A 14054-nucleotide genomic window follows, 5' to 3' on the forward strand; every position below is an offset into this window, starting at 1 on the left:
GAAATTTAAATGAGGCATGCACATGAATAAAAGTATTTTAATTGTTGATGATGAATGGAATATGAGAAATTTAGTCAAAATCTATTTATCAAAAGAAAACTTTTCTATTGATGAAGCCAGAGATGGGAATGAAGCACTAGAGATGTCCCATCAAAACTCATATGATTTAATAATATTAGATATCATGCTGCCAGACATAGATGGGTGGGAGGTTTGCTCAACAATCCGTGAAACAAAACAATTGCCTATTCTTATGTTAAGCGCTCGAGATGATATTAAGGATCGAGTACATGGGTTAAATCTCGGTGCTGATGATTATTTGATAAAGCCATTTGCCCCTGAAGAGCTGGTTGCCCGTGTTCATGCATTACTTAGACGTCACAAAGGAACCACTATGGAAACGAGTAAGACATTAATGGATTTCGGAGAATTTTCTATCGACAATGAAAGTAGAGCAGTAATGGTAAAAGCTACTACGGTTGAGTTAACGCCGAAGGAATTTGACATACTGTATTTGGTTGCAAGTCAATCAAAAAGAGTGTTCACTCGTGAGATTATATTAGATGCCATTTGGTCCCTAAATGAATTTCGTGACATGAGAGCTATCGATACACATGTAAAAAACATACGGGAAAAGCTTCGGAAATCAGGACTATCCTATAATCCAATTAAAACTGTTTGGGGTGTAGGGTATAAATTCAGTACTCCAGAGGACCGATATTAGATGAACAAAATTGTACTGAAACTTGGCGGGACCATCATGACCCTGTTCCTGGTTGTACTATTACCACTTGGATATGTAGCGAACCAAATATTTACTAACTTTTATTATAGTCAGGTTCAAGAAGAAATAGGAGATCTATCTCAAAAGTATGCACGAAATATTACTTCACTTGAAGATGAAAAAATTATTGACATGTTTAAAAACCTGGCTGAATTGACAAACAAAGAAATCTATATTACTAACGCTAATGGAAAAGTTATAGCGGACTCTGGTGTTCAGATGGCCAACTTATCCCAACGAGCCATTAATCAACTAGCTAATGGACAAACTATCCAGAAAAAATTTGACAGCATAAATACAGGCGAAAGTTACCTAGGTTCAGGTCACCCTATAACTAAATCAAATACTTTTCAGGGATCACTTTTTGTTTTAGCATCTATAAACGATGTCCAGGGGCCTGTACAGAAAATTAGAGATTTACTAATTTTATCTGCAGTCGGTGCATTGTTTTTGGCACTTGGGTTCACATATGTAATTTCTAAAAAAATGTCAGACCCACTTATAGAAATGGAACAAGCAACTAGGGAAATTGCCAAGGGGAATCTAGATATCCAAGTAAACATTTCATCAAGTGATGAAGTGGGCTCATTAGGAAAGGCAATAAATGATCTGGCACTTGAAACAAATAGATACCGATCCAACAGAAGAGAGTTTTTAGCTAATATTTCACATGAATTACGTACACCAATATCGTATTTAAGAGGCTACGCAGAGGTACTGAACAAGGAACTTTACCGTACGGAAGAAGAAAGAAAACAGTATTTAACGATCATTGAAGATGAATCAGAACGTATGACAAGGTTAATAAGTGATTTATTCGATTTATCAAAAATGGAAGAAGGAAAAGTAGATCTGCAAATGGATGTAATGAATCTTACAGAAATTTTGGATTCAGCGCTACTTAAAGTTAGAATAGAACTTGAAAAAAAAGGATTAGCATTAAAAAGTAATATTGACTACAATGTTCCTTCTGTAAAGGTAGATGGGATTCGACTGGAACAAATCTTTACGAATTTACTGGGAAATGCGATTCGCTATACAGAAAAGGGATCAATTAATGTAATTGTCAGGGAAACAGTAAACAGAATACATGTAATCATTGAAGATACAGGCATCGGTATCCCTGAAAAGGAACTTGCTTTAATATTTGAACGTTTTCACCGTGTTGAAAAATCCCGTTCAAGAGAACTTGGTGGAACTGGACTAGGATTGGCTATTGTGAAGAATCTGGTAGAAATCCAGGATGGTTCAATCGTAGTTAATAGCAAAGTTGGTAGCGGTACAAGATTTGAACTCAGTTTCCCAATAGTCGGGGAGGGGAGGTAAGTAACATGAAAAAAATAGAGTGGCTAATAGCCGGACTGCTCATTATTGTAGGTTTAACTTGCCTCACTGTTTCCGGGACAACAATGTGGGAACCCGAATCAGTGCAGTCATATTTGAAAACGTTAATACAGCTATGTTTGTGGATGGGCTTACCAGTGGTAATTATAGGGATTATATATGTAGTAGTTCTGAAAAGAAATAAGTAAATAAGAAGACAAGAAAACAAAGAGGTGTTTTACATTGATGTCAATGATGGGTGGAAGTATGATACTTAACATGGTACTTTGGATAATTGTATTGGGCTTCGTGATATATGGAATAGTATTATTAATATCAAAACCATTCGAAAAGAAAGAAGATACATCCTTGCAAATTCTTAAAGAACGATTTGCACAAGGTGAAATTGACGAACAAGAGTATGACGACAAAAAAGCAAAGTTAAAAAGTGAAAAATAGCTATTGATATCTTAGAGGTTGCTTTTTAAAAAAATTAACATCCTCACAAATTCAACAAATTTGTTGTTTATACTAAAGGTGTCCTAGTAATAAATAAAAAGGAGACAAGAGATATGAAAATAAAAAAGCTTCGATTTGTACTATCTTTTGCTTTAGCTACTCTATTAGTTATAGGATCAACAGCATTTGCACAAGAACCAGATAATGGTGGCATGGGCAATATGATGAATGGTAATGGAATGTCAAACATGATGGAAAGTGGTAACATGTCAGGTATGATGATGCTATGAATTCTCCAGAAGGTAAAAATATGATGAACGCTTGTGGTGATTTTATAGAATCTTATGAAAGTGAAAAAGAAATGAAATAGCCAATAGTAAAAGCTTAGCGCTTCGGCTGAAAGGACCTCTTTTTATTAGAAGATGTTATTGCAATTACTTATAAAAACACCGACGATAATCGGTTACCGTCGGTGTTTTTGGTACACTATATTTTCATGAGAAATTATCTTACATCTCTTCCTTTATCCCTTTCTTAACTAAAAACCAGTTAGCGGGATAACTTGTAAGAAAGCCTAAAATCATTGCTATTTGCATCATGAACCAATAAGTAGGCTCAGAGGGGTGCGGGGGTGTAGTAAACAGAACATAATGGACAATCGCCATCCAGCCAAACATGCCGATTTCAAATGCAATCAAAGAAAAAGAGTCTGCTTTAACAGCATCCTTAATGGATTTCATTACACCCTGATCCTTATTCATTGGGTGGATTGCGTAAAATTGAAAAATAATACCGAATACATATGCTAAAATAAATTCAACAGCATAGTGCGCAAATAAGGTAGATCCTGCTATGGTTAGACCGCCTAATACTACAATTGGTACCCCTAGAGCATCACCTAGTGTACAACCAGATGAACAATGACTAGTAGATACAAAGACTTTTGATGGTCTGCCACGGTTATCCTCTAAATCTAAATTTTTAGCTTTTAGTCTTCCCCATTTGAAATATGTCCACAAAGCAAATGGACCAAAGAACCATCCATTGATTGGCCAAACGAAGTTCATGACCTTCATCATTTGGGGATGTTTAATAATATCAACTATAATTATAATTGAGCAAAGTAAGCCTATTCCAAGTGCAATCCAAGAAATAGTCGCTAGCATTAAAATCACCTCTTTTTAAAATTAGCAGCTGTTTTCTAAAAGGTTGTTGTTTTTTACACAAAATCTATAAACTGCGACGTATGCGCTGTTCTTATTTCCTACCAACGCTGCGGAAAAACACTCGCATTTCCGTGGGGAACGCCTTAGACTGTTCCTTTCCCACTTCAGTCTCGCATTTTCCACAGCTTAGGTATCTTTCTTTTAAATGGAGTTAGAGTCCCATGAAACATAGGGGTTCATGCGCATTTTTCTATCTTAGTGAAGGCAGAATACGAAGACTCCTATGGGAACAGCGCGAGTCCGAAGACCCCGGAAGAAGCGTTCTTTGCTTCTGAGGAGACTGAGGCCGTGCCCGTGGAAAGCGAAGTATTCTGCCGAAACGGTGGCGTCAAAAGAATTTTCACTACGTCGCAATTTACATCAAATGCAAAGGTTAAAGAGCAACAAAACTTACGAAAAGAGCCAAATTTTTGTTTATATAATTAGTGTAATACCCACTTATAATGATTTGTTAAACATCTGCTTTTGTAAGGCAGTTTGATGGCTGCATATACAAAAAAATAAGTTTGAGGTGAAAAAGTATGGGAAAATGGTTTCCGAATATTTACGATGTAGCTATGAAGCCGCTGGAGAAAAATAGATTTAAAAAAATTAGAAAAAAGCTTATAGATAATGCTTCAGGAAGGGTGCTGGAAATAGGATCAGGTTCAGGTATTAACTTCTCTTATTATAAAAATGTTGATCAGGTAGATGCGATTGAACCTAATCCTGAAATGAGTAAGTTAGCACAAAAAAGAATTCATGCGGCAGATATCCCTATTCAAACGCATGCAGTCGGTGCAGAAGGTTTGCCATTTAATGATGATACCTTTGATTGTGTGGTAGCAACGCTTGTATTTTGTACCATCCCAAATCCCATAAAAGCAATTAACGAAATTCAAAGAGTTAGTAAACCAGGAGCAAAATTATTATTCTTTGAACATGTCAGAATGAATCAGAAAGTATTGGCAAAATTACAGGACGGGCTAACGCCAGTGTGGAAAAAGCTTTGTGATGGTTGTCATTTGAATCGGGATACATTAGGATTATTGAGTAAAACGGGGATTGTTATTGAACAGGTTGATTATTATTATAAAGGTCTTTTTCTAACTACTAAGGCGAAAAACAATAAGGAACCCATTAGACTTTCAAACCTGAAGCAGGACAAGTAAGTAAATCGCTAACATCTAAAATTAGTAACATCAGACGAAGTAGAGAAGCAGATCAATTAATCTTTAGTTGATCTGCTTTAATAATTGGAGAAGTAACTTTAATAACACCTTTCATTCCTAATTCAGCGTGACCAGGAATTGTACAGGAATAATAATAGATTCCTGATTTCGTTGGAGTAAATAATACTTGTTCCTCTTTACCGGGCATACTATGTATCTGTTTTTCTTTCTGTTTATCATGATGGACTCCTGTATTCATTCTTTCTAATTCTAAAGTGTGTTCAGTTTTCCCATTATTTTTTAAAACGATGGTTACACTTTCTCCGACAGGTGTCTCGACTTTGTTTGGAGTAAAAGAGAATTCGTTAGCTTGAATCACCAGATTAGAAGTATTCATGACCATATTCAATTGATTGGTATGATTTTGGGGAGGGATAAGTGGATTCATCTGGTTATAACCAACGATAAAAACAACAAAAAAACAAAGAACCACAACTTTGTTATGCATAAATGGTTTATTTTTATTAAAAAATTCCTCTTTCATTACCGTAAGTAGAATTAGAGTAAATGCAACAAACAGTAAAAACATCAATCTAACAGCAGACTCCTGGTACTCCGGCATAATCATTTCACCAAGCATTGCACCCATCATGCCCCCCATCATACCCGACAATGATCCGTCTAAGAGAGCTATCATACTTATAGGTAATCCTGCCAAGAATCCCACAACAATCCCAATAGTTATCCCTAACACTGTAGAATAAAACAGGTTACCTGATAAAAGAATACCCAGTATTACCCCTGTTGTTAACCCCACCGTCATTCCAAGTGTCATTGCAATCATCATACCAACCATAGAAGAAATTTTCCTGCGATGATAAATTGTGGTGCCTATTACACATATAGTCAAACTAACAATACAGAAAAAAGTGATATATAAAGCGACTGTCATCTTGTTTATCCCCCTGTACCTTGTCTCATTAGTACATTGTATGCCTGAATTTCTTTGCTAATTCACTAGAAAAAAGTTCAAAATTTCGTCTAACCTGGATTAATACGCCTTAGGTCTTAGTAAAAGATATGGCTGAGGATCATTATACGAAACTTAATTAGTCGGTATGATAGGTATAGATAAAAGAAAGGAGGCAAAACAAATGAAAAAATTTATGATGTTTGTTGGGGGATTGATTGCGTTGATGATTCTATTTTCAACGCTTGGCCCGATGATAATATTAGGAATCAGTGCGTGGTTACTTTACGTCATTTTTAAGCAGTTTGTTAAAAGTAATTCAACTGTTGGAAAAATCGGATGGGTAATTGCAGGTCTTATTGTTCTTGGAATTGGATTGTCTAATATTTACGCAGTAATAGGAGTTGCTGCAGTTTTAGCACTGTACTTAATCGTCAAGAATTGGAAAAGCGATAAGCATGATTCAACTGATGATCACTCAATAGTAAAAGACAACGATCCATTTAAAAACTTTGAAAAACAATGGGCGGAACTAAATAACTAAGAATAAAAGGAGAGATGTAAGATGGCTAACGTATTTACCCGAATGACGGAATCAATTTCAGCAGATCTTCATGATTTAATGGATCAAAAAGAACAGAAAAACCCGATTGGTGCATTAAATCACTATCTACGTCAAAGTGAGCAAGAGAAAGAAAAGGTAAGAAAACTTGTTGAGCGTCAATATCGTTTAAGAGATGAGTTTACAAGAGAGTACCACATTGCACAGGATCTTGCTGATAAACGCCAACAGCAAGCAAGTATTGCGGAACGAGCAGACGAGGAGGAAATGCTTGCCTTTGCCTCAAAAGAACACGAGGAATATCAGGCAAGAGCAAACAAACTAAAAGTTTCACGTGACGAATCTGTTGCGCAGCTGGAAATGCTGGAACAAAAATATGAAGAAATGAAGTACAAATTAAAAGACATGCATTTGCGCAGGATGGAGCTTATGGGTCGTGAAAATGTAGCTCATGCGAACCATCAAATAAATCGTGTCGTAGAACATTCTCCGTCAAAACCGATTGCTAGGTTTGAAGAGATGGAGCGTTATATTGAGGATTTGGAGTTTAAAGTAAACAGTTCATACTACCGCAACACGTTTGACAGCAAAATTGAAAAACTAGAAAGAAAATTAAACAGTAACGAATCAGCAGAAACAAAATAAACAGTTGAGTGCTGAGCTCACTAAAAAGATGATATACTGAACAGGCATATTGAGAATGTGCCTGTTCAGTATTTAGAATAATAGTACATAACTAACTTAGGAAAGGGGGTCACCTTTATGTTTAAAAGATTATCAACTGATACAGTAAACTGGATTTTAATTGTTGGGGTGATCCTCTTTACCATTGAAATAGTATTTTTCGGTGGGGGCATGATTATAAGTGCCTTATTTTTCGGATTATTTATATATGTTGGCTGGAAAAGATTCTACAAGTTATGGGGGAAAATATTTTTCTGGTTTGGTTCTATCGGGTTAACTTTCGCTATCTTTAATATGATGGCAATTCGATTTTTTGTTGTAGCTGCAATAGTACTTTTTATTATAAATTATTCTAAGTCTAAAAAAGAGGCCGATTATATTCAACCGAGTAATCAATTCCAAGACGACAGTAATCAGGAAACTATTATCAAAACCACACCATTGTTTAGCCATAGGATATTTGGCAATCAACAAACGACTAACCAAGCATATCAATGGAAGGATATTAATATACATGGTGCTTTTGGTGACAGGGTTATAGATCTTAGTAACACCGTATTGCCAGATGAAACGGCTGTTATCTCAATACGTCATCTGGTCGGCAATATTGAAATCTTCGTTCCATATGAGGTGGAGGTAAGTGTTCACCACAGTGCGGTATTTGGTCGTGCGCATATATTGGGAACAGATCATAATAAACTTATGAATCAAACACTTTTTTATAGAACTGCAAACTATCAGTCCACCTTACCCCGTGTCAAAATAATTACAACCTTGTTGTCTGGGGACATTGAGGTGAAGCGGATATGAATATAATTGTTCGCCATGTATTAACTGCAGTCTTATTCAGTGTATTCATATCGGTTGTTGGAATTGGTGTAACCCTATTAACTTTTCCGTTAGATGGATGGACACTACTTCTGCACCAGGAATTTTTAAATGTTTCTTATTTGTTATTAATTTTTATTATTCCAGTTATTGCTGGTTTTATAATTGGAACTTCTACGGGCCTGTATTGGCGTCAACGACTTCATAGAATTGATCGTCAATTAGATCAATTAATAAAAGGTCAGAAATTGGCTGTGGAAGATGAAGGTTATAAAGAGTTAAAGATAATTGAACAACGGATGGAACAGATTCAGGACAAGTTTCGATTGCAGGCAGAGCATTCCCAACGGGTTGCAACAGAACGGGCAAATGAACGGGAAAAGAGCCTTCAGGAAGTGGTTGTGCAGGAAAGAAACCGCTTAGCAAGAGAATTACATGATTCTGTTAGCCAACAGTTATTTGCTGCATCAATGATGATGTCTGCCCTAAATGAAACCGACTCAGCTGATAAGAAAAAAACGAAACACCAGCTTCAATTAGTTGAAAAAATGATTAATCAGTCACAATTGGAAATGAGAGCGTTATTGCTTCATCTTAGACCAGTTGCCCTGAAAGGAAAGTCAATACAGGAAGGCGCCGAGGAGCTTTTGCTTGAATTAAGACAAAAAGTACCTCTTGCGATTGAATGGAAAATCGAGCAGTTCACAGTGGAGAAAGGGGTTGAAGATCACCTCTTTCGAATTTTGCAGGAATCAATATCCAATACCCTAAGACATGCCAAGGCAACAACGCTTGATGCACTTCTAATTGAACGTGATGACAATATCATCCTGCGGGTAGTGGATAACTGAATTGGGTTTGACGTTGAAAAAGCTCGTACAAGCTCATACGGTATAATAAATATGGGTGAACGAGCGAACGAAATAGGTGGAATTTGTAAAATCGTTAGTTTACCCAATGAGGGAACACGAGTAGAAGTTAAGATTCCACAACTGGAAAAAGAAGGTGAATTAAATGATTAGGGTTTTGTTTGCAGATGATCACGAAATGGTACGGATTGGTGTTTCTGCTTATCTATCTGCACAGCCAGATATTGAGGTAGTTGCAGAAGCTGATGATGGTGGAGAGGCAGTTAAATTAGCATTGGAACATAAACCTGATGTAATCTTAATGGATCTTGTAATGAAAGAAATGGATGGTATAGAAGCAACCAGAAAAATAATCGAACAGTGGTCAGAGGCAAAGGTAATAATTGTAACTAGCTTTATTGACGATGAAAAAGTTTATCCTGCTTTAGAAGCTGGAGCGACGAGCTATATGTTGAAAACATCTAAGGCAAGTGAAATTGCAAAAGCAATACGATCTACCTTCGCAGGACAATCAATTTTAGAGCCTGAAGTAGCTGGAAAAATAATGAATAGGATGCGGAATAAATCAGGCACCCCATTACATGATGATTTGACTGGAAGAGAAAAAGAAATCCTGCTTTTGATAGCACAAGGAAAAACAAACCAGGAGATAGCCGATCTATTATTTATTGCATTAAAAACGGTAAAGGTACATGTTAGTAATATTTTAGGCAAACTCGAAGTTCAAGATAGGACGCAGGCAACAATATATGCTTTTCAACATGATCTCATCCAATAAGTGCCAGAAGAAAAGGTTCAAATCGATTCACTGATTTGAACCTTTTAAAATTTTCCAAAAAAACAGTTGCATTTTATAACTAAATAGCATACTCTGTATTATAACAACAAATCAATACCACTAACTGTTATATATAAGGAGGAGTATTATGACAATCGTTCAATGTCAACAATGTGGGGAAAGGTTTGATAGCAAAAGTCTTATGCTTGAATGCGAACACTGTTTATCAAAAAAAGAAGAGTAATTTTTTTGTTTCACCTGTATTATAACAATATATATTTAGTTAATTTGTTATGTAACAATATTGAGTGGAGGGAATACATGATTAAATCAGGAGAAAATATACACATTAACAAGTTAGTTGAACATAACGAAGCAATTGAAAAAATTTTATCGTTTGAGGCGCTATGCTTTTTGGAAAATATTCACAACAAATTTAATGATAGAAGGAAAAGCTTGCTGAAAAGCAGGGCAGATGTTCAAGAAGAATTTAACAAAGGTAAGAAGCCCGACTTTTTGGTTACTACAAATCATATTAGAGAATGCGGCTGGACAATTGCACCACTTCCTGAGGACTTGTTAGATCGCCGTGTTGAAATAACAGGACCAGTTGATAGAAAGATGATTATTAATGCATTAAATTCTGGGGCTAAAACATTTATGGCAGACTTTGAAGATTCTTCTTCTCCCACTTGGGAAAATATGATGAATGGGCAGAAGAACCTGTACGATGCTATTCGTAAAAATATTGATTTTAAAAATGATAGTGGTAAGGAATATAAACTTAATAATGATACTGCAGTGTTAATGGTACGACCACGTGGATTACATTTACTTGAAAAAAATATGACTGTCAACGGTACTGAGATGTCCGCTAGTTTAGTAGATTTTGGACTATATGTTTTTCATAATGCACGTGAATTGCTAGCGAATGGTTCTGGTCCTTATTTTTATCTTCCAAAGCTTGAGAATCATTTAGAAGCCCGACTCTGGAATGATGTGTTTGTATTTGCTCAACAGGAATTAGGTATTCCTATAGGTTCAATCAAGGCAACTGTATTAATTGAGACAATTCCGGCTGTCTTTGAAATGGACGAAATTTTATACGAATTAAAGGATCATTCGGCTGGATTAAATTGTGGTCGTTGGGATTATATTTTTAGCTTCATCAAAAAGTTTCATCAGGATCCAAGCGTGCTATTTCCTGACAGAGCTGTTGTAACTATGGAAACACACTTTATGCGATCTTACTCACAGCTGGCAATCCAAACCTGTCACAAACGTGGCGCGCCGGCAATAGGTGGTATGGCAGCTCAAATTCCTATCAAAGGCGACGAACGAGAAAATCAAAAAGCCTTTGCTAAGGTCAAAAAAGATAAAGAGCGTGAAGTGAATGATGGTCATGACGGTACATGGGTTGCACATCCAGGGATGGTTAACCTGGTTCTTGATATTTTTAATAAGCATATGCCATCTAAAAATCAGATTACGAAGCCTTTACGTTATGTCCAGGTTACACAAAAAGATTTACTTGCACTGCCTGAAGGTACAATTACTGAAGAAGGACTACGGACGAATATTCGGGTTGGAATTCAGTATATTGCTGCTTGGTTACAAGGTAAAGGCGCAGTTCCAATTAATAATTTAATGGAGGATGCTGCAACGGCGGAGATATCACGTGCACAAGTTTGGCAATGGACACATCACCCTGATGGTGTACTAAGTGATGGGCGCAAGATAGATTATGCGCTAGTTGATCAAGTACTAGCAGAAGAATTACAACTGATTATAGACAATGGGACGTATGAAATTGTTAGTTATGCCGAAGCGGCTAAACTCTTCAATCAATTGATTAAGGATGATCTGTTTGCCGACTTTTTAACAATTCCTGCATACAATTTATTAAATCAAGGGGGAAATAGGTAATGGGACAAAAACGAATAGCTGAGCTAAATGAACAATGGGAAAGTGATGTAAGATGGGTTGGGATTAAACGACCATTTAAAGCAGAGGATGTTATCAGACTTAGAGGTTCTGTTGATATCGAGCATACTTTAGCTAAGAGAGGTGCTGAAAAATTATGGCAGATTCTAAACGGTGAGGGCTATATCAATGCATTAGGAGCTTTGACTGGGAATCAGGCTGTCCAACAGGTTAAAAGTGGATTAAAAGCAATTTACTTAAGTGGCTGGCAAGTGGCGGCTGACGCAAATTTGGCAGGTCATATGTATCCGGACCAGAGTCTTTATCCAGTGAATAGTGTCCCCCAGGTAGTCAAAAAAATTAATCAGGCATTACAACGCGCTGATCAAATTCACTTTTCAGAAGGTGATACGGAAATTGATTGGTTTGCACCAATTATTGCAGATGCGGAAGCGGGATTTGGAGGCCAATTAAACGTATTCGAACTGATGAAGTCTATGATTGAATCAGGTGCTGCTGCTGTTCATTTTGAAGATCAACTATCTTCAGAGAAAAAATGTGGTCACCTTGGTGGCAAAGTATTGCTTCCAACCCAAACGGCTGTCAAAAATTTAATTGCTGCTCGATTTGCAGCTGATGTTATGGGAACATCGACTCTTGTAATAGCGCGTACCGATGCAAATGCTGCAGATTTAATTACGAGTGATTTTGATCCACAAGACCAAGAGTTCATTACAGGGGAGCGAACACAGGATGGTTTTTATAGAACGAAAGCAGGAATTAATCAGGCAATTGCACGTGGCTTATCATATGCACCATATGCAGACCTGATTTGGTGTGAAACTTCTGAACCAAATTTAAAAGAAGCACAACAATTTGCTGACGCTATTCACGAAAAATATCCTAACAAATTGCTGGCTTACAATTGTTCTCCTTCATTTAATTGGAAAAGCAAATTAACAGATAAGGAGATTGCAATTTTTCAAAATGAATTAGGTAAAATGGGATATAAGTTCCAATTCGTTACACTCGCTGGATTCCATGCATTGAACCATAGCATGTTCGAATTAGCAAGAAAATATAAGGACAAGGGGATGGCTGCCTACTCGGAGCTTCAACAAGCAGAGTTTGCAAGTGAACAATATGGGTACAGCGCAACAAGGCATCAGAGAGAGGTTGGAACCGGCTATTTCGATGAAGTGGCACAGGTTATTTCCGGTGGTACTTCATCAACTACTGCTTTAAAGGGTTCAACAGAATCGGAACAATTCACATGATAAAACTATAAAGAAATACCACTCTTAATTAGAAGAGTGGTATTTCTTTGGCAGCTAAGAAAGTATAAATCCCTTCTTACTGCATAAGTGCAACTAAGGCTTGGAGATAAGCCAAGCCAAGTGTTCTAATTATTCATCCATACAATGACAGAATTTCGTAACGAGATTTGAGATAGACACTAATTCATACAAAATAATAAGTTCTGGTGTAAAGTGAGTAGGATGATGTTCATTATTTGTTGTAATATCCCCGTTATCTTCCCAAAATTGCTTCATTAATAAATTCAGTTGTATTTGATGCTTGTTTTCATTATAATCGGTGGGATTTTGCAAGCTTGCGGCTAACTCGTTTACTGCAGTCAAAATCATATTTCGTTCATCCTGTGACCAGGATATATCCAACATTTGAGTATTCAATACGTTATCCAAGTGGTATTGAATCATTCGCAATACCGCTAGTTGCTTTTCTGTTCCAAGAAAAGTTGCTTGTTCACTGCCTACTAATGGGTGAAACTTACTCTCATCCTTTTGAAATTGTACTAGCTTTTCTGTTCTATCCGATTTTTTGTCTAGTTTTAGAATCATTTCCTGTTTATTTGTATTTTCATCGGTTGATTTATCCAAGATACCAAAAAATATTTTTTTAATGAGAATGCCAGTATCTTTTGCAGTAGTTTGTACACTCTTACTAATTTCTTTTGTATAGTGTGGGGGTAAAACAAACATATTAACAGCAGTAGAAACTAGTAAACCAACAGTAGTAGTACCCAGTCGAATAAAAAAAGAAATAAGATAATTACTGTGAATAACGTCGACCATGGCAACTGACGTAAGTGTTGCTACAAGTAAGCCAGCATGCAGATTAAGTTTAAAACATATTGCAATTGTAAAAACTGCAGCAAATGTGTACGTAATTGGAGAGTCACCAAAAACCGATATGAAGAACACTGCAAATGCTGAACCAATTGCGGATGCTGGAAATCGAATAATTCCTTTTTTAATAGAATCAGACACAGTGGGTTCAACTGTTACAATTGCTGTAATAACAGCAAATACCGGTGGCCAATTTAATAACTCACAGATCCATGCAGTTAAGAAAATAGCGACACCGGTTTTAATTACTCTACTACCAACAAATTGAGATATTTTCATGATTGAACTCCTTAGGGTATGATAGTCTAGATTCTATCTTTTCAGTTAAAAGGGTATTTTGCAACTAT

16 protein-coding genes are annotated in these 14054 nt (G+C 36.5%); 13 read left to right on the forward strand and 3 right to left on the reverse strand.

The window, feature by feature from the left end:
• Positions 1-22 precede the first annotated feature (22 nt).
• The 5 genes from ACOI1D_RS01950 (at position 23) to ACOI1D_RS01970 (ending at position 2856) form a co-directional block, all read left to right on the forward strand.
• Complete coding sequence (locus ACOI1D_RS01950; RefSeq protein ID WP_422498825.1) at positions 23-724, forward strand: response regulator transcription factor; 702 nt, start codon at positions 23-25, stop codon at positions 722-724.
• Positions 725-2110, forward strand: coding sequence for an ATP-binding protein (locus ACOI1D_RS01955; protein ID WP_422498826.1), 1386 nt, complete (start codon positions 725-727; stop codon positions 2108-2110).
• Between the two features lie 5 nt (positions 2111-2115).
• Positions 2116-2316 carry a hypothetical protein gene (locus ACOI1D_RS01960; protein WP_422498827.1) on the forward strand — a complete coding sequence of 67 codons (201 nt, stop codon included), beginning with the start codon at positions 2116-2118 and terminating at the stop codon, positions 2314-2316.
• Positions 2317-2353: 37 nt separating this feature from the next.
• Positions 2354-2566: an SHOCT domain-containing protein gene (locus ACOI1D_RS01965; RefSeq protein WP_422499007.1), complete on the forward strand. Its 213-nt coding sequence runs from the start codon at positions 2354-2356 to the stop codon at positions 2564-2566.
• A 113-nt stretch (positions 2567-2679) separates the two neighbouring features.
• Positions 2680-2856, forward strand: coding sequence for a hypothetical protein (locus ACOI1D_RS01970; protein ID WP_422498828.1), 177 nt, complete (start codon positions 2680-2682; stop codon positions 2854-2856).
• Between the two features lie 219 nt (positions 2857-3075).
• Here the strand turns inward: ACOI1D_RS01970 and ACOI1D_RS01975 are convergent, their stop codons facing one another.
• On the reverse strand, positions 3076-3732 hold the full coding sequence (locus tag ACOI1D_RS01975; protein ID WP_422498829.1) for a DUF4396 domain-containing protein: 657 nt from the start codon (positions 3730-3732) through the stop codon (positions 3076-3078).
• A gap of 581 nt (positions 3733-4313) precedes the next feature.
• Between ACOI1D_RS01975 and ACOI1D_RS01980 the strand changes: the two genes are divergently transcribed.
• Positions 4314-4943, forward strand: a complete 630-nt coding sequence (locus ACOI1D_RS01980) for a class I SAM-dependent methyltransferase (protein ID WP_422498830.1) — start codon at positions 4314-4316, stop codon at positions 4941-4943.
• Between the two features lie 52 nt (positions 4944-4995).
• Here ACOI1D_RS01980 and ACOI1D_RS01985 read toward each other — a convergent pair whose 3' ends face one another.
• Positions 4996-5895: a plastocyanin/azurin family copper-binding protein gene (locus tag ACOI1D_RS01985; RefSeq protein WP_422498831.1), complete on the reverse strand. Its 900-nt coding sequence runs from the start codon at positions 5893-5895 to the stop codon at positions 4996-4998.
• 202 nt (positions 5896-6097) lie between these two features.
• Between ACOI1D_RS01985 and ACOI1D_RS01990 the strand changes: the two genes are divergently transcribed.
• The 7 genes from ACOI1D_RS01990 to aceA all read left to right on the forward strand — a co-directional run bounded on the left by ACOI1D_RS01990 (position 6098) and on the right by aceA (position 12834).
• Positions 6098-6457: a flagellar basal body rod protein gene (locus ACOI1D_RS01990; RefSeq protein WP_422498832.1), complete on the forward strand. Its 360-nt coding sequence runs from the start codon at positions 6098-6100 to the stop codon at positions 6455-6457.
• Between the two features lie 21 nt (positions 6458-6478).
• Positions 6479-7120: a PspA/IM30 family protein gene (locus ACOI1D_RS01995; RefSeq protein ID WP_422498834.1), complete on the forward strand. Its 642-nt coding sequence runs from the start codon at positions 6479-6481 to the stop codon at positions 7118-7120.
• Positions 7121-7237: 117 nt separating this feature from the next.
• Complete coding sequence (gene liaF, locus ACOI1D_RS02000) at positions 7238-7969, forward strand: cell wall-active antibiotics response protein LiaF (RefSeq protein WP_422498836.1); 732 nt, start codon at positions 7238-7240, stop codon at positions 7967-7969.
• Positions 7966-8838: a sensor histidine kinase gene (locus ACOI1D_RS02005; protein ID WP_422498838.1), complete on the forward strand. Its 873-nt coding sequence runs from the start codon at positions 7966-7968 to the stop codon at positions 8836-8838. Before liaF ends, ACOI1D_RS02005 begins: the two co-directional genes overlap by 4 nt.
• A gap of 163 nt (positions 8839-9001) precedes the next feature.
• Positions 9002-9634 carry a response regulator gene (locus tag ACOI1D_RS02010; protein ID WP_422498840.1) on the forward strand — a complete coding sequence of 211 codons (633 nt, stop codon included), beginning with the start codon at positions 9002-9004 and terminating at the stop codon, positions 9632-9634.
• A 321-nt stretch (positions 9635-9955) separates the two neighbouring features.
• Positions 9956-11560: a malate synthase A gene (aceB, locus tag ACOI1D_RS02015; protein WP_422498842.1), complete on the forward strand. Its 1605-nt coding sequence runs from the start codon at positions 9956-9958 to the stop codon at positions 11558-11560.
• Positions 11560-12834 (forward strand): isocitrate lyase, encoded by a 1275-nt coding sequence (aceA, locus tag ACOI1D_RS02020; RefSeq protein WP_422498843.1) that lies wholly within the window; start codon positions 11560-11562, stop codon positions 12832-12834. Before aceB ends, aceA begins: the two co-directional genes overlap by 1 nt.
• A 129-nt stretch (positions 12835-12963) precedes the next feature.
• On the opposite strand, the gene ACOI1D_RS02025 is transcribed toward aceA, so the two are convergent.
• Complete coding sequence (locus tag ACOI1D_RS02025; RefSeq protein ID WP_422498844.1) at positions 12964-13986, reverse strand: aromatic acid exporter family protein; 1023 nt, start codon at positions 13984-13986, stop codon at positions 12964-12966.
• Between the last annotated feature and the right edge of the window lie 68 nt (positions 13987-14054).

Source organism: Virgibacillus sp. DJP39 (assembly GCF_049310925.1).
In the GTDB taxonomy this organism is placed as follows: Bacteria; Bacillota; Bacilli; order Bacillales; family Amphibacillaceae; genus Virgibacillus_F.